Raw genomic sequence first — 17,854 nt, forward strand, 5'->3', positions numbered from 1 at the left:
ATAAATGACGTTTACCAACGCTGCTTCAGCAGGTTTGGCTGGATCCCGGCGATTGGATTCAGGTTATTAAAGGTTTTCACTTTAATACCCGCTTCAAACTCTTCACGGAAATACTTAATCGCACTCTGTAATGGCTCAACTGCCCCCGGCGCCAGTGCGCAGAAGGTGTGGCCCGGCGACAGGAAACGACACAGCTGCTCAAGGGTTTCAACATCCCCCGGCTGGCCTTCGCCTTTTTCCAGTGCGGTCAGAATTTTCACGCTCCACGGCAAACCGTCACGGCATGGAGTACACCAACCGCAGGATTCGCGCGCGAAGAACTCTTCGAGATTGCGGGTCAATCCAACCATACTAATTTTGTCATCAACGGCCATCGCCAACGCGGTACCTAAACGGCTACCGGCTTTTGCAATATTGGCAAAGTCCATTGGTAAATCGAGGTGTGCTTCGGTCAGGAAATCGGTCCCTGCTCCGCCCGGTTGCCAGGCTTTCAGCTTCAGACCATCCTGCATACCGCTAGCATAATCTTCCAGCAGTTCACGTGCTGTAATACCGAAAGGCAATTCCCACAGGCCCGGATTTTTCACCCGACCAGAGAAGCCCATCAGTTTAGTACCTGCATCCTGACTCTTACCGGCAGACAAACCGCGATACCATTCAGGACCATGCTGAACAATAGACGGAACGTTACACAGGGTTTCTACGTTATTTACGCAGGTTGGTTTACCCCATGCGCCAGAAGTGGCAGGAAATGGTGGTTTAGAGCGAGGGTTAGCACGACGGCCTTCCAGTGAGTTAATCAATGCGGTTTCTTCACCGCAGATATAACGCCCTGCACCGGTATGAACAAACAGCTCGAAATCAAATCCGCTGCCTAAAATATTCTTGCCCAGGAAGCCGGCTTTTTTCGCCTCTTCAATGGCACGACGCAGATGATCGGCTGCTTCAATATATTCGCCACGCAGGAAGATATAACCGCGATAGGCTTTCAGAGCGAAACCGCCAATCAGCATACCTTCAACCAGCAGATGAGGCAGTTGCTCCATCAGCAGGCGGTCTTTATATGTGCCTGGCTCCATTTCATCCGCATTACACAGGATGTAACGGACATTCATGCTTTCGTCTTTCGGCATCAGGCTCCACTTAAGACCAGTGGAGAAGCCAGCACCGCCGCGACCGCTTAAGCCTGAGTCTTTGACAGTAGAAACCACATCGTCCGGCGCCATTCCCTTCAGGGCTTTTTCTGCACCGACATAACCGCTTTTACTGCGATATTCATCAAACCATACCGGCTGCTGGTCAGCTCGCAGACGCCAGGTCAGAGGATGTTGCTCTTCCGTCAGGATACGTTGAGTACCTAATAATGTTGGCCCGCTCATTGATATTGCTCCAGTAGTTTCTCAATATCTTCCGGTTTCAGATGCTCATGAGTATCCTCATCGATCATCATACTTGGCCCTTTGTCACAGTTACCTAAACAGCAGGTTGGCAACAGGGTGAAACGTCCATCAAAGGTAGTTTGGCCCGGCTTGATATCCAGCTTTCTCTCAAGCGCTGCCTGAATTCCCTGATAGCCGTTGATGTAACACACTACGCTGTCGCAGTAGCGAATCACATGACGGCCAACCGGGCGACGATAAATCTGGCTGTAGAAAGTGGCCACACCTTCTACGTCACTGGCAGGAATGCCTAATACATCAGCAATTGCGCCAATAGCACCATCAGGAACCCAGCCGCGTTTCTTTTGCACCAGTTTCAGTGCTTCAATCGATGCCGCGCGCGGATCTTCGTAATGATGTTTCTCGTGCTCAATCGCTTCGAGCTCTTCCGCACTCAGCGTGAAAATTTCTTTATCGGTCATAACTAGCGATCCACGTCTGACATAACAAAATCAATACTACCCAGATAGACAATTAAGTCTGATACCAGGCAGCCACGAATGACGGACGGGATCTGCTGCAGATGCGCATAGCTCGGCGTACGAACCCGGGTACGGTAGCTCATGGTGCCGCCGTCGCTGGTCAGATAGTAGCTATTGATCCCTTTGGTGGCTTCCACCATGCTGAACGATTCGTTAGCCGGCATTACCGGACCCCATGACACTTGCAGGAAGTGAGTAATCAGGGTTTCGATATGCTGCAATGAACGCTCTTTTGGCGGAGGCGTAGTCAGTGGATGGTCTGCTTTAAACGGCCCTTCAGGCATGTTATTCAGACACTGTTCCAGAATCCGCAAGCTCTGGCGTAGCTCTTCCACTTTCAGCATCACACGGTCATAGCAGTCGCCGTTATAGCTGATTGGTACTTCGAACTCGAAGTTTTCGTAGCCAGAGTAAGGACGAGCTTTACGCACATCAAAATCGATGCCCGTTGCTCGCAGCCCGGCACCGGTAACACCCCAGGCCAGCGCTTCTTCTGCACTGTACTGAGCCACACCCACGGTACGGCCTTTCAGAATGGTGTTTTGCAAAGCGGCTTTAACATAAGAATCAAGACGCTTCGGCATCCAGTCGAGGAATTCTTTTAGCAGCTTCTCCCAGCCTTTTGGCAGGTCATGAGCTACACCGCCAATGCGGAACCATGCCGGGTGCATACGGAAACCGGTAATGGCTTCAACGATGTCATAAATACGGGCGCGGTCACTAAAGGCGAAGAACACTGGTGTCATAGCACCAACGTCCTGAATATAGGTAGAGATATACAGCAGGTGACTGTTAATACGGAACAGTTCAGACAGCATCACCCGGATGGTTTTCACTTTGTCCGGAACTTCGATACCTGCCAGCTTCTCAACTGCCAGCACATATGGCATTTCGTTGATACAGCCACCAAGATATTCAATACGGTCAGTGAACGGAATGTAGCTATGCCATGACTGGCGTTCGCCCATTTTTTCTGCACCGCGGTGGTGGTAACCGATATCCGGTACGCAATCGACGATCTCTTCACCGTCCAATTGCATAATGATACGGAATGCTCCGTGAGAAGATGGATGGTTAGGACCCAGGTTGAGGAACATAAAGTCCTCGTTTTTGGTTCCACGCTTCATACCCCACTCTTCAGGTTTGAAGGTTAGTGATTCCATCTCCAGATCTTCTTTTGCCTTGGTTAAGACAAAAGGATCGAATTCTGTAGCACGCGCCGGATAATCTTTACGTAGCGGATGCCCTTCCCAGGTGTCCGGCATCATGATACGACGCAGGTTTGGGTGACCATCAATGGTGATACCAAACATTTCCCAGGTTTCACGCTCATACCAATTGGCGTTAGGGAAAATGCCGGTCACGGTCGGCACATGCAGATCGTTTTCCACCAGAGCGACTTTCAGCATAATGTCTTTATTACGCTCAACAGAAATCAGGTGGTAGAAAACGGAAAAATCCGCAGCCGGTAAACCGTTGCGGTGGGTACGTAAACGTTCGTCCATGCCATGTAAATCAAATAGCATGACATAGGGTTTTGGTTGCTTACGTAAGAAGGTCATTACCTCCAGAAGCTGCTCACGTTTAACCCACACCACTGGCACGCCAGTACGGGTAGGTTGAACGGTAAAGGCGTCTGGCCCAAAACGGTTGTGCAGTTCACCTATTACCGGATCATCAAGATGATCCCGTGTTTGCCAGGCGGGTTGGTCGCTCGCCTGCGTCATCGGTTCTGTCATAGTTGTTTTCGCCGCTCATTACTCAAATAAAATTCTGTTGCTAAAACACCCGCATTAACGGGCAGGTGCTTTGGCTAAAGTTAAATTTCGTCAGGGGTGCGCAGATTCGTGACGGCAATGCGCTCGGCGCGCTTGCGTTCTTTTTCTGACTGCATCTCTTTGCGATACACGCCCTGCTCGCCAACCACCCAGGAGAGTGGACGACGTTCCTGACCGATAGAATCACGTAATAACAGAAGTGCCTGCATATAGGCTTCCGGACGCGGCGGACAACCGGGAATATACACATCAACCGGTATAAATTTATCAACGCCTTGTACTACGGAATAGATGTCGTACATGCCGCCAGAGTTGGCACAGGCACCCATCGAGATAACCCATTTAGGTTCCAGCATCTGATCGTACAAACGCTGAATAACCGGCGCCATTTTGACAAAACAGGTACCGGCAACCACCATAAAGTCGGCCTGACGCGGAGAAGCACGCAGTACTTCCGCACCAAAGCGAGAAACGTCATGAACCGCGGTAAACGAGGTCACCATTTCAACGTAGCAACAGGACAGTCCGAAGTTAAAAGGCCAGAGCGAATTTTTACGCCCCCAGTTAACTACATCGTTCAGGGCAGTATCGAGCTTGCCCATAAAGATGCCTTTTTGAGCATCCTGTTCCAGGGGGTCGGTGACAATTTCCTGCTTTTGTAGAGGATAACGATCGTTTTCACCGTCGAGATCTACGCGAGTGAGCGTATATTTCATCTTCAAGCCTCGCTGTTACTGCAAGTTACTGGGAATTTTTGCACTGTTCTTAAGCTGCCGTTTGGAACGCTGCGGCGTCCAGTCCAATGCACCGATGCGCACCAGATAAAACAATCCGGCCAAAAGAACAAAAATGAAAATGGCTGCTTCGATGAATCCTATCCAGCCGCTTTCACGAACAGAAACAGACCAGGCAAACAGATAAAGGGCTTCAACATCGAAGATAACGAAGAACATGGCAACCAGATAGAATTTAGCAGAGAGGCGCAAACGTGCGGACCCTACGGCATCGATACCTGATTCATATGGCGTATTTTTGGTTCTTGCTCTGGCACGGCCACCAAGAAAATAGGCGGCGGTGAGCATAAAGGCACACAGGCCCAATGCAATAACAATAAATACGGCAAAAGCCCAGTTATGGGCGAAAACTTCAGTGCTTGTAGGCATATGCTCTTACTACTCTTAGAAAAAATAGTATTTACCGGCTTGTTCTCAGGAGAGCCAATCCGATGACTACGACAATTAAAAGGAAAAATAAAACGCCTGCACCCTGGTTGGGCTTCATTGTCTTACGCAATGATTAACGTGGAGTTTTACTCTTTTTTACAACAATTCGTCAACATCAACCAAACATTTACTAATACAAATCACAAAACAGAGATAAAACTGCTCGATCTAACTAAATCGAGTCAGCATAAAAATAACTGAACTCAATCAAGCGGCTATTCTGACAGAAATAGATATTTTTACCACCGTTGTAACAGAAGTTTTTCTTTGACGCTCCGCACATCATGAAACATTTCTGGCACATACTGGAAATATTAGCGTTGCATCTTTTTGCCACACAGCCTTTGGTAAGCATAGCTTCCAGCCAGATATTCGTATAGCCAATGAAGCGATTAAGAAATACTTTTTCCTGAAAATGAAAAAGGCGACTGACAAGTCGCCTTTAACACAAGTTTGTAACACCGGTTGAAATAATTACCCCAGGTAAATAAAGGTCATTACCAGGTTAACAATGGCCGCCACTGCCATAGGAATTGCCGTACGTTTTACCACCTGGAATGGTGACACGTTGGCGATACCTGCGATAGCGACAATAGCTGCAGTAATCGGTGAAACCGTTCGTCCAAAGCTGGTCATAATCTGCATTGGCAGAATCAGCGTTACTACATCCACTTTCAGGAAAGCGGCAATTTTTGGTGTTAACGCTGCAAAGGAGAAGAATGCCGCATTACCAGAACCCATTAAGAACGCCGCCAGAGCCAGAATAAAGCTCATAACGATGATCATTGCCCCTACCCCGAATCCTGCATTTTGTGCCGCCGTAATCAGCGTATCGACTGCTCCGACTTTCAGTAAACCGTTGGCAAACACTTCACCACACACAATCAGTGAAACCACTAATACAAACTGTTTACCCATTCCCTCGAAGAACAGCATAAAACTGTCCATCACTGCTTTAGCACTCTTCAATCTGAAATATTCAAACACTAAGGCCACAATGGTACTGATAATCATCGCCGTGGTGACATCCATCTTGATACTGGAATGGAATATTGGGCTGAAACCGATAATCAGCACTAAAGGTACCACCGGCAATAATGCATAAATAAGTGGCGGACGACTGTGATCGTTATGATCGATGTTATCCAGCGTTTCCTGATTGAATACGTAGCCTTCACGCTTATCCCACCAGCGTTGTGCAATAAAGTGGGTAACGGCTACCGCCAGAATAATCGGAATAGTTACTGGCAATTGGTGATGAACAAAGTAGACCGCCGGATCGAGACCGGCAGTTTTCGCCGCCATGATAACGTTACCCGACCCCGGACCGTGGTCGATAAACTGACAGGTACCAATTACTGCCAAGGCAGACAACGGGCTAACGCCGGTACGAATCAGGATAGGATACATGGTCACCATTAACAGCATCCCCAGCCCTGCATGGCTTGGAATAAAGATAACCAGAACCTGAGTAACCAGGAAAGAAACCACTAACAGTATATAAGGAGAACGAACCGCTTTTAACGGACGCTCAAACACTGCAAACAGCGCTTTACTGGCACCTACGTGATCCATATAGCGAGAGAAACCGGCAATCGCCATCAGGGTCAGACCCAATCCTGCAAGCCTTGAACTTAATAAATCGCTAAAGACTTTAAAGATGTCAAAAAACTCAAAGTTGGTGGTGGTTTTTTCAGGTAATAAAGGCCCAATATCAAAAGCGACCGTTAACCCCATTAACAATAAGCCACCCAGCAGCAGAACTGGTTGGGGCTTGTACCCCTTCGCCAGCATATAGATCACCAGCACCGTCACCAATAAGGCAAGAATAACGCCAAGCATAATTTTTCCTCATTAAATTGGCCTGAATAGTCGGGTTCCGGCAGGCGAAGACTCCACGACTCGCCCACCGGATAACATCAGACTTTCAGCGTCCGAATTCCCTGTTCTAAATCCGCCAGCAAATCGCTCACCTCTTCCAGACCGATATGGAAGCGAATGAATTGCCCGTGTTGGCTCCAGTCCGTTGCACTGCGGGCACCTTTAACGTTGGCAGGCAGTACCAGACTTTCGTAGCCACCCCATGAAGCACCAATGCCAAACAGTTCCAATGCATCAATAAAAGCTTCGGCCTGAGCTAAAGTGTATTGAGGGTGTAATTCAATGGTTAACAGGCCGTTTGTTCCTTTGCAGTCACGCTGATAGAGATCGTGGCGCGGATGGTCTTCTAACCCGGGGAAGTAGACTTTTTTCACTTCCGGACGCTGTTGTAGCCACTTGGCTACCGTCATGGCGTTTTGACCATGAACGGCCAGACGCGTAGACAGTGTCCGCATACCACGCAGAACCAAAGAAGCATCATCCGGGCTGCTTACCTGACCCAGCGCTTCCGGTAGCTCACCAATCTGTTTCCATGCCTGTTCATTGGCGACGACAATGCCCATCATCACATCGGAGTGACCACACAGATATTTGGTTGCGGCAATAACCGAAACGTCAGCACCCAGTTCTAACGGGTTATATAACCAGCCGGAACCCCAGGTGTTATCTACCGCTACCGGTATATTGCGCTCATGAGCAATGCGGCAGATTTCAGGCAGATCCAATATTTCGTACAGCAGAGAACCCGGTGATTCTGCGAATACCAGTTGAGTTTCCGGACGCAATTTGGCTTCAAAATCACTGCCATCAGCCTTAAAGAAGTCGTAACTAATATTGTTTGGTTTTAAAAAGTGGCTACAGATTTTACGTACTGGCTCATATACAGAGTCAGCAAACAGTACGTGACCTCCCGCCCGGGCGTAGCCCATGATAGTGACGGCGATAGCAGCCAACCCGGTTGGGAATAGCTGGGCACGATAACCACCTTCCAGTTCGGTAATTAATTGTTCTAATGCGAAGGCCGTTTCAGTACCCCGGGCACCGTAGCTCAGTAAACGCTCGGTTTCTCTGCGTTTACGGGCATCACGCCAGGTAGTGATTGAATCAAAAAGAATAGTGCTGGCCCGCATTACTGGCGGATTAACCGGACCAATGTCCCGAGCGGGCCCTCTGCCACCATGAATAAGACGAGTTTTGCGTGTTTGAGTCATTATTATTTACTCCTTAGAAAGAATATTTCCGGATATATTTCCTTATTTCTCATTACAAATAAGAAATAGCGAATTAATGAACAACATAATTAAATGGGCTATAAATTCATTCGACATATAAAAGAAAAATTATCTTAGCTCAATTATTATTCAAATATATCCTTGCTACCTGAATTGAAACTACCACCGAAAAATTAACTAAAAAAACCAAATAAATTGAAATATTGATCGCGATCTCACTTTAATACATTAATTATTTTAAACAGTGTTGAAGTTAAATTTATATGAAAATTTAATTAAATAAAAACAATAAGATATTAAATAAAGCCATCATAAATAAATCACCTTACAGTTATGAATAAGCCATCAGAAATGGCTTCTTACGACACATTAAAATTATTTAACAATGGATTAATATTACTAATGGAATATTAATCCAAAATACCTTGTTTATCTTTTATCGTTATTGGAAACTTAAAACCAAGCCATAATTTGAATTTACAAACCCATTACAGAATATTTAAAAAAATAATAACACCCTAATGAGTGTTATCTATTCCTTCGCATTATTAAAAAACCTATTTAAATTAGGAGATAAAATCATGTCTACCAGTGTTTTCGATTCCGTTTTACTGAAGAATCTATGGTCTACCGAAGAAATGCGTCAGGTTTTTTCTGACAATGTACGTATGCAGATGTGGCTGGATTATGAAGCAGCCCTGGCGATTGAGCAGGCTAAAATGAGTATCATTCCTCAGGAAGCCGCCGATGAAATCGTTGCCTGTGCCAAACTTGAACGTCTGGATATGGACTTCATTCTTGAGCAGGTTCGCTTGACTAAGCATCCGCTGGTACCAACTATTCGCGGCCTTGAACATGCCTGTGCCAACGGCTTTGGCGAATATGTTCACTTTGGGCCTACTACTCAGGACGTAATGGATACCGGTATGGTATTGCAGTTCAAAATGGCGCATAAAATCTTCCTGCGCGACCTGAAAGAGATTGGCCGCTCTTTATTAAAACTGTCAGAAGAACACCGCAACACGCCAATGGCTGGCAGAACATTAGCCCTTCAGGCAATACCTATTACTTTCGGTCATAAAACCGCTATCTGGCTGGCAGAAATGATGCGCCATCACGAGCGTCTGGTACAGCTGGAACCACGTCTGTTTGTGGGTAGTGTTGTGGGTGCCGTTGGTACCAAAGCCTCATTTGGTGAAGGTGCCGATGAACTGGAGCAGCGAGTACTGACTCGCCTGGGTTTAGGTACACCAGAAATCTCCTGGCAACCGGCTCGAGATCGCTTCTGTGAGTACGGCATGGTACTGGGCATGATCGGCGCCACATTAGGTAAAATTGCCAATGAAATCCTGCTGTTGGCCCATAACGAATTTGATGAAGTGGCAGAGCCTTTTGCCAAAGGCCAGGTAGGTTCTTCCACCATGCCCCATAAACGTAATCCTGCCATTACGGAAAACGCTTCCTGCGTCAGTAACACCCTGAAAGGTAACGTCTCGATTCTGCTAGATCTGATGAAACATCAGCATGAACGTGATGGTGCCATCTGGAAAATGGAGTGGAAGTTATTGCCGGAAATCTGCCTGATGCTGTCCGTCATTATGGATAACATGAAGTTCACCCTGTCCGGTCTGCAAGTGAAGAAAGAGAAGATGCGTAGCAATCTGGATATTCTCGGTGGATTTATGCTGGCAGAGCGTGTGATGTTTGAGCTGTCAGAAAAACTGGGTAAGCAAACAGCCCATGAACTGGTATATGAAGCCTCAATGCACGGTTTAGAAGATGGTGGCACCTTTAGTCAGGCGCTGTCAGACGATCCGCGGATTAAAGCGGCGTTAACTAAAGAAGAGCTGGATGCCGTTCTGGACCCAACTACCTATGTTGGTAATGCACCACAGCAAGTTGACCGCGTAGTAGCTGAAGTCAAAGCCAGCGGCTGGCTGAAATAACCACGTTATGAGTGACAGCGGAAATCGTTAACCCCCCTGTCACTCATTCAAGCTGGCAGAGCCAATCTCAGTAAGCGGCCTTAGTGAGATAAGCCCTGAGAATCACTCGCAAGAATCTGGAAACACAATCATGACCCACAGTGAATATTTAAGTCAGTTTATTACTCAACAAAATTTTCAATCGATTTCCCCGCAGGTTATTGAGCGGGCCAAACTGCATTTATTGGATACCTTTGGCGTTGCACTGGCTGGCTCTGTGCAAGCTAATGGCATTAACAGCCGTACCAGTCTGGTTGAAATGCCCCACACTCAGGGAGAATGCCGGATATGGGGAAGTCCATTCACCCTTTCTCCCGCCTATGCGGCAATGGCAAACGGTATTGCCTCTCACGTTTTAGATTTTGATGATACCCATACCGACTCGATTGTTCACGGTAGTGCAGTACTGGCGCCATTAGTGATGGCACTGGCAGAAGACCTGAAACTCGATAGTCGTGCCATGCTGGCTGCTTATGTTGTTGGCTGGGAGGTGGCAGCCCGGGTGGGCATTGCGTCTAAAGGTTCCTTCCATCAGCGCGGTTTTCACTCTACGGCTATTGCCGGCGTATTTGGAGCAGTAAGCAGCGCAGCACATTTGTTAAAACTGAGCCCGGAGGCCTGTGCTCATGCTATTGGCTTAACCGGCAGTCAGGCTTCCGGCGTGGCGGAATACCTGACCAACAGCTCTTCCGCAAAATGTTTTCATGCCGGTTGGTCGGCTCATTCCGGTCTGATTTCTGCCTATATGGCAAAAGGCGGTATGACTGGTCCATTAACTATTTTTGAAGGCCGTTACGGACTGTATGTCACCCACGGTATAAAAGAGAATGCCAAACCGGCAGAGGTATATTCTGAATTAGGCGAACGTTGGGAAATGATGCATGTCTCAATCAAACCTTATCCTTGCTGCCACTTTGCCCACGCCACCGTGGATTGTGCCCGCATGCTGCGTCAGGAAGGTATCACACCGGATAATATTGAAAATATTCACTGCGTGGTTGACCCCATCGCTGCTGCATTGATTTGCGAACCGCTGGAAAACAAATTTGCTCCACAAACCCCCTACGCCGCGAAATTCAGCCTGCCTTATCTGGTGGCCAGCGGCATTTATGATGACGGTCTGAATCTTTCATCATTTCAGCCACAGCAGCTAACCCGCCCGGAAGTTTTGGCGATGGCAAACAAGGTATCCTACCGCTATTGCCAACCAGGAGAAATCCCCTTCCCTACTTACTTCCCGGGTTACATTGATGTGACGCTGAAAGACGGTACCAAAGTCAGCAAACGTCTGGATATTAACTATGGCAACCCGGACAACCCCATGCAGCGTAGCGACGTAGAGCGCAAGTTCCGCGATAACGTAGCTGGCATTTTGACTCAGGAAGCCACAGAGAAAATCATTAAACTGGTCAGCGATCTGGAAAACCAGTCCGTCACCGAACTGGCAAAACTCCTCACTGACACAGTGAAGTAATACTAATAATAAAAACGTTATTTCCTTGTATACCCCTTGCCCCTATCTCACTCTAACCGTGACAGGGGCCTTTTTTTATTCTTCTGTCCATGAGTAATAAAATATTTCTCTTCTTTTAACTTTGTCCTTTTCACTGCCCTAGATCTGGTCTTTTAACAAAGAGCACTGGAATTCAGCCGACAACTGAAAGAGGGTAGCACGCCAAACATGGATGTTTGGCGAGGCATGGCTTCGTCTGGAACGAATCCATGCCGGTGCGTAAACCCGAATGAAGGCGGAGGGAAGTCGCCGTCAGGCGACCTGGATTCGGGTGCGAAGGCGCGGGAGTGCAGAGGGCGCTCGCCCCAGCGCCCTTTGCTCGGCCACCTGCACGATAGCCAATCCAAACACAGCACTATTGGTGGACGAAACTAACGCAAAACTATATGTGAACGAAACTGGCTCATATCTTAGCCAGTCATCTCCTCCGAATGATAATCATCCCCCTTCAACGACTCAAACAACACCTTCGCCGCCTTCTGCGGACTATTACTCCGCATATACAAATTATATTTAATATCCGGTAACCGCGGTAAACCATCCGCCTCACCAAGGATCCTTAAATCATCACCCAATAACTCAATGGAGCGGGCCATAATTCCCAACCCCGCCCTGACTGCCGCTCTGGCACCCGAGAGCGTGGTGGCCACATAGGCAATTCGCCAGGCAATACCCGCCTGCTCCAGATGATTAATCGCCATATTACGATAAGTACTGGGTTCATCCAGAACCACTAACGGCAACGGTTCATCAATATTCAGTTCATAATTGGTGGCGCAGTACCATAAAGAAGGAGAGACTCGCAGTACCAGACTGGGGTAATCAACGCTTTCTACCGTGGAGATAGCCATATCCACCACGTCATTTTTCAGCATATCCATCAGGAATGGACTACGTTTAACCACAATCTCAATCACCAGCCGTGGATAAGCTTTAGAGAAACGGGAGAGCAGCTCAGGCAAAATAGTATTTGCCGTATCATCCGGTGAACCGATACGCAAAACGCCATCCACATCGTCATACATTAAAGAAAGACATGCTTCATCATTCAGGCGCAATATACGCCGGGCATAACCCAGCATTTTTACACCATGTTCGGTTAGCGATTTATTCCGTCCACTACGACCAAATAACTCCTTACCAACCAACTGCTCCAGACGTTGCATCTGCTGACTAACAGCAGATTGTGTGCGGTGTACCGACTCTGCTGCGGCGGCAAAACTATTACCTTCAGCCACGGCAACAAAGGTTCGTAACAGATCAAGTTCAAGATTAGGAATCGGACGTTTCAGATGTACCATAGTGTAACTCTTTCATTTCTCCACAGAACTACGGGGTGTACTCTGTAAGGTGATAATCGCTATTGACGCCAGTAACAATCAGGGTTGAGTTACCTTATCCTACTCCTGTGCCAAGCGCAAAGTCGATAAAGCCGCTGGTTTAACTAAAAAAATACGCTTTTGGTAAAAAAGATAAAATGTCCCAACAAATTATTCTGATTGAATCATACTCCACATATTTATTACCTCGAATTGATTAAATTAATGCATCATTTGATTGGTTTTTAATCAGTTAATCCTTGCTAAATCACTAAATTTCATCTTTAACACGCAACCTGACTGCCCTTACAACCACAATTAAGCAGAATAATTGGATTAAACACCTATTAGCCAACAATAAACTAGCGATTAAAACCAAATATTTGGTTTCAGCACCAAATATTTGCATATTTTATGCTACTACTATTGCGTAAAGGCCGCCAATCATAGACTATCCCCTTGAATGGTAATTCGCTGGATAACAGGCTCAGTTTTAGTGAATAAATTGGGTTTATTCATTAAAACTGAATTTAAATGCAAGCTAAGCGTTTTTAACCACACATTAATCTATTTTTTAACCAGACTTGGCTTTTTAAAAGTCATTAATTTTATAAAAATTATCAATAAGTTACTGGTTGTTATTTAAGACAAGGAATGACACATGAATCAACGTTTGAGCCGCGCCGATACCATTGGCTTAGGCTTAATGACCTTCGCTTTCTTTTTAGGTGCAGGCAACATTATCTTCCCTCCACTGGAAGGCCAACTGGCTGGCAGCAATGTACTGTATGCCATGTTTGGTTTTCTGTTAACGGCGGTAGGTCTGCCTCTGGTATCGATTATTGCCGTAGCTCGTGTTGGCGGTGGTTTGCCTTCGATGACCACCGACCTGCCAAAAGGCACCGGTACTTTTGCTGCAGTCTTGCTGTTTATCATTATCGGTCCTGCTTTTGCTACGCCTCGTACCGGTCTGGTAGCTTACGAGATGGCAATCAAGCCGCTGGTTGGCACGCTGGAAGATAATCAACTAACGTTGTCTGCAGATATTATCCTCGACAAAACTCAGGCTATCATTACCAGTCTGTTTTTCGTGGCAACGTTGTTCTTCTCCTGGAGCCGCGGCAAGCTGATTGATAACATCGGTAAAATATTAACCCCAGCTCTGTTCCTGTTGCTTATCTGTCTGGCTATTGGTGTCATCGTTGCGCCACAGGGTGCTCTTTCTGCTCCTGCCGCCAGCTATCAGGATAACGCGTTTACCAAAGGTTTTATCGGTGGTTACAACACCATGGATACCTTCGCCGCGCTAATGTTTGGTATGTTGCTGGTAGATATACTGCGCAGTAAAGGTGTTACTGAACCAAAATCTACCTATAAGTATCTGGTGATTGCCGGTCTGATCGCTGCCGCTGGTTTAGCCTTTGTGTATATCTCTCTGTTCTGGTTGGGCGCAACTTCTTCAACCGTAGCTCCGGGTGCAGAAAATGGTGGTGTAGTTCTGGCTGCTTATGTACAAGCACTGTTTGGTCAACCAGGTCAGTGGATTCTTTCCGGCGTGGTGTTATTAGCCTGTCTGACCACAGCGGTTGGTCTGGTAAGTGCCTGTGCTGATTACTTCTCAACTCTGACTCCACTGCGCTATCGTCAATGGGTTATTGTGCTATGTATCATCTGTGCGCTGGTTGCCAACGTGGGCCTGAGTCAGTTAATTGCACTGTCTGTACCGGTATTATTGGCGCTGTATCCACTGACTATCGCACTGGTTGCCCTGACGTTTATTCGCCCATGGTTACCAAACCCTAAATATGCCTTCCGTACCGTAATGTTTGTTGCACTGATTTTCAGCCTGTTGGACGGTATGCGCGGCATTGCTGGTTTACAGAACGTGGGTTGGATTAAATCTTTGCTGGACTCACAAACTGAGTATATGCCACTGGCAGCTCAGGGCATGGCATGGGTACTGCCAACAGCAATAGTGATGCTGCTGGTATTCCTGATTCCCGGCAATAAGAAAACAGTCGCCTACTGATTACAGTTGTATATGAACACCAAAAGGCAGCGGGAACGCTGCTTTTTTTATTTCTGATAAATCAAACATATCAGCATCAATGGATATTCCGACCGTAAAATCTGAAGTGCTTATATCGGCTTATTGCTCGACCGGAAGACCATCCGTACTTGACTTCAGTGCGTGTCGGGCCTGGTCTCCCTACGGGCACTTCGTTGGCTTACGCCAAGTCGACCCCCACGGGAGCCCCTCCCGACAATTAGCTATTTAGAACACAAAACCGTATAAACCAGATTTTGTCATCAATCTTAAGTAGCAGAAACATTACTTTTTTAGTATCGAATGCCGGGCTTTGGCCCGGCACACACTAATGCTAAACATTCCCTCTGGCCGGGCACATTGGTTATATAAACAATTAGCTTTTACGGCCGGAATATTCACCGTAACCGATGATAAATATTCATTCGGTATTAACACCACACAAAAAAATGTATATACACCCACCATAAACACCCCCAAAAAACACCTACAAATAGTTTTTTTAATGAAATTCATCAACCAAGTCTTGATATAAAGTATATCCAAGAGTAGGATTTGCCATATACAAAAACTTACACAACAATATACAACCTATAAAGCATTAAGGCGGTGTGGCATGACAGGGTCAAATGAATGGATCGATCTGACATCCTTCAAAAGCGGTAACTCTCAGGCGTTACGTTTAAAAAAAGAACTTTTGGATGCTGCTCCCGCCTTTGCATCAGGTGCGACCATGCGTCTGTTATCAGACAATACCGGTATTATCGTGGCTTCAGATGAAAACCAGACTGAGCCAAAAGGCGATGATGCTATGGTTAATGCCATGCTGGATGCAGCAGAGCAAAGCTTAACTGCACCTAAAATCATTAAGCCATCTACAGAACCCAGTTCAAACAAAGTTGTTGAGAAATCCAGAAAGCTGGAAAACGTTTGTTACGACATTCGCGGTCCGGTGCTGAAAGAAGCCAAACGTCTGGAAGAAGAAGGCAACAAAGTTCTTAAGCTGAACATCGGTAACCCGGCCCCCTTTGGTTTTGAAGCCCCGGATGAAATTCTGGTGGACGTCATCCGTAACCTGCCAACCGCACAGGGTTACTGCGATTCCAAAGGTCTGTACTCTGCTCGTAAAGCCATTATGCAGCACTATCAGGCTCAAGGAATTCGGGATATCACCGTAGAAGATATCTATATTGGTAACGGCGTATCTGAACTGATTGTGCAGGCAATGCAGGCATTGCTGAATATGGGCGATGAAATGCTGATCCCTGCTCCAGACTATCCGCTCTGGACTGCGGCAGTATCTCTGTCCGGTGGTAATGCCGTGCACTATATGTGTGATGAAGAATCAGACTGGTTCCCGGACTTAAACGATATTCGTAAAAAGATTACTCCACGCACCCGCGGTATTGTAATCATTAACCCAAATAACCCGACCGGTGCGGTTTACAGCAAAGAGCTGCTGCTGGAAATTGTGCAGATCGCCCGTGAACATAATCTGATAATTTTCGCTGACGAAATCTACGACAAGATTCTTTATGATGATGCACAACATCACTCTATCGCAGCCCTGGCTCCGGACCTTCTAACCATCACCTTTAACGGCCTGTCTAAAACCTATCGCGTTGCCGGTTTCCGTCAGGGCTGGATGGTATTAAGCGGCCCTAAAGAACACGCTAAAGGTTATATTGAAGGTTTAGAAATGTTGGCCTCAATGCGCCTGTGCGCTAACGTGCCGATGCAACATGCTATTCAAACCGCTATTGGCGGCTACCAAAGCATTAATGAGTTTATTCAACCGGGTGGGCGTTTGTATGAACAGCGCGATCGCGCCTGGGAACTGATCAATCAAATTCCGGGCGTCTCCTGCGTGAAGCCAAAAGGTGCGCTGTATATGTTCCCGAAAATTGATGCTAAAAAATTCAATATTAAGAACGACCAGCAAATGGTACTCGACCTGCTGCTACAGCAGAAAGTCCTGCTGGTTCAGGGCTCTGGCTTTAACTGGCCTTATCCGGACCATGTGCGTATCGTGACCCTGCCACGAGTAGATGAGCTGGAAATGGCTATCGGTAAGTTTGCCAAGTTCCTGGAAACCTATAAGCAACAGTAATTATGTTCTGATGGCGGTGTCCCACACCGCCATTCATATTTACCCTCTTAATTTTCCGCACAGATTGAGTTACTTTCGTTTCAAAAACGAGGAATACGGGATTCAAAGCGCTCAAACAACGCATTATTATTGGTCTTTCTTTCTGTATTTTGGCTCTGAAAAAGCGGCACAGGAATATTACGTTCCTGACACAAACGTACGCTTTCACAAACCAGCGAATTGATAAGAATAATACCCGTTAGCGTCGATAAAGGCCCGGTGACATAATCGCCAAACTTCATTTGTGCATCACCGTCAGGAGCACCATTATCCAGAACAATATCAGCAAGCTGATAAAGCTTTTTTCCACTATGGTGAAGTGACACATTAGCCTTTGATTGCGCCAGTGAAGTGATGGCAACAGTAAAAATGCCTTCTTCTTTGGCTTTCATCGCCATTTCAACAACTGCGGCATTCCTGCCGGAATTTGAGACAATAAAGATCATATCACCACGACCTGGCGGCGTACTTTGCCAGATAATGTCCGCCAACCCCGATAACTGCTCCATCCTGCTCGAACGTCTTGCTCCACCACCGTTTAAGATGGTTTCATCAAGCATCGCACACACATTGGCTAATCCTCCTGCACGCCCGAACAACTCCATTGGGATCATGTGGGAATGACCGGTTCCAAAAGCATAGATAATGCCATCATCCCGAATGGTTTTTACCATCTGTTCAGCCACTCGCTCAATTTGATCTTTCTGGTTCAGTAAAACGTCGTTGATATGAGGAAGACTGGTCTGAAAGTAATCAGTAATCATTTTATGTGCTCCGCGTCAGGAATAGTTGTATTCATTCTCCAG

General features: G+C 46.7%; 13 protein-coding genes. 4 read left to right on the plus strand and 9 right to left on the minus strand.

All coding sequences use genetic code 11. From position 1 onward, the window contains the following. Positions 1-11: 11 nt before the first annotated feature. The 7 genes from nuoF to metC all read right to left on the minus strand — a co-directional run bounded on the left by nuoF (position 12) and on the right by metC (position 8,014). Positions 12-1,379: an NADH-quinone oxidoreductase subunit NuoF gene (gene nuoF / locus GOL65_RS06190; RefSeq protein WP_140919333.1), complete on the minus strand. Its 1,368-nt coding sequence runs from the start codon at positions 1,377-1,379 to the stop codon at positions 12-14. Next, positions 1,376-1,861, minus strand: a complete 486-nt coding sequence (gene nuoE / locus GOL65_RS06195; RefSeq protein ID WP_140919334.1) for an NADH-quinone oxidoreductase subunit NuoE — start codon at positions 1,859-1,861, stop codon at positions 1,376-1,378. Before nuoE ends, nuoF begins: the two co-directional genes overlap by 4 nt. A 2-nt stretch (positions 1,862-1,863) precedes the next feature. After that, positions 1,864-3,660 carry an NADH-quinone oxidoreductase subunit C/D gene (gene nuoC, locus GOL65_RS06200; protein ID WP_140919335.1) on the minus strand — a complete coding sequence of 599 codons (1,797 nt, stop codon included), beginning with the start codon at positions 3,658-3,660 and terminating at the stop codon, positions 1,864-1,866. An 80-nt stretch (positions 3,661-3,740) separates the two neighbouring features. Beyond that, positions 3,741-4,415, minus strand: a complete 675-nt coding sequence (locus GOL65_RS06205; protein WP_108901848.1) for a NuoB/complex I 20 kDa subunit family protein — start codon at positions 4,413-4,415, stop codon at positions 3,741-3,743. Between the two features lie 15 nt (positions 4,416-4,430). Then, positions 4,431-4,862, minus strand: a complete 432-nt coding sequence (locus GOL65_RS06210; RefSeq protein WP_108901847.1) for an NADH-quinone oxidoreductase subunit A — start codon at positions 4,860-4,862, stop codon at positions 4,431-4,433. A 534-nt stretch (positions 4,863-5,396) separates the two neighbouring features. Further along, positions 5,397-6,764: a C4-dicarboxylate transporter DcuC gene (gene dcuC, locus GOL65_RS06215; RefSeq protein ID WP_140919336.1), complete on the minus strand. Its 1,368-nt coding sequence runs from the start codon at positions 6,762-6,764 to the stop codon at positions 5,397-5,399. Positions 6,765-6,841: 77 nt separating this feature from the next. Further along, positions 6,842-8,014, minus strand: a complete 1,173-nt coding sequence (metC, locus tag GOL65_RS06220; RefSeq protein ID WP_140919337.1) for a cystathionine beta-lyase — start codon at positions 8,012-8,014, stop codon at positions 6,842-6,844. Between the two features lie 602 nt (positions 8,015-8,616). Here metC and purB point away from each other — a divergent pair. Both purB and GOL65_RS06230 read left to right on the plus strand, forming a co-directional pair. Beyond that, positions 8,617-9,981 (plus strand): adenylosuccinate lyase, encoded by a 1,365-nt coding sequence (gene purB, locus GOL65_RS06225; RefSeq protein ID WP_140919338.1) that lies wholly within the window; start codon positions 8,617-8,619, stop codon positions 9,979-9,981. Between the two features lie 130 nt (positions 9,982-10,111). Continuing rightward, entirely contained in the window at positions 10,112-11,494 is a 1,383-nt protein-coding gene (locus GOL65_RS06230) for an MmgE/PrpD family protein (RefSeq protein ID WP_140919339.1), read from the plus strand. Positions 11,495-11,943: 449 nt separating this feature from the next. Here GOL65_RS06230 and GOL65_RS06235 read toward each other — a convergent pair whose 3' ends face one another. Then, the gene (locus tag GOL65_RS06235; RefSeq protein ID WP_140919340.1) at positions 11,944-12,834 is read right to left on the minus strand and encodes a LysR family transcriptional regulator; all 891 of its coding nucleotides are present in this window, start codon (positions 12,832-12,834) and stop codon (positions 11,944-11,946) included. 679 nt (positions 12,835-13,513) lie between these two features. On the opposite strand from GOL65_RS06235, the gene brnQ reads away from it, so the two are divergent. Both brnQ and GOL65_RS06245 read left to right on the plus strand, forming a co-directional pair. Then, positions 13,514-14,881 carry a branched-chain amino acid transport system II carrier protein gene (gene brnQ / locus GOL65_RS06240; RefSeq protein WP_140919341.1) on the plus strand — a complete coding sequence of 456 codons (1,368 nt, stop codon included), beginning with the start codon at positions 13,514-13,516 and terminating at the stop codon, positions 14,879-14,881. Positions 14,882-15,515: 634 nt separating this feature from the next. After that, on the plus strand, positions 15,516-17,009 hold the full coding sequence (locus tag GOL65_RS06245) for a pyridoxal phosphate-dependent aminotransferase (protein WP_228398654.1): 1,494 nt from the start codon (positions 15,516-15,518) through the stop codon (positions 17,007-17,009). An 80-nt stretch (positions 17,010-17,089) separates the two neighbouring features. On the opposite strand, the gene GOL65_RS06250 is transcribed toward GOL65_RS06245, so the two are convergent. Beyond that, complete coding sequence (locus GOL65_RS06250; RefSeq protein WP_140919342.1) at positions 17,090-17,812, minus strand: sugar isomerase domain-containing protein; 723 nt, start codon at positions 17,810-17,812, stop codon at positions 17,090-17,092. Positions 17,813-17,854 lie beyond the last annotated feature (42 nt).

The organism is Limnobaculum xujianqingii, assembly GCF_013394855.1.
GTDB classification, from domain to species: Bacteria; Pseudomonadota; Gammaproteobacteria; order Enterobacterales; family Enterobacteriaceae; genus Limnobaculum; species Limnobaculum xujianqingii.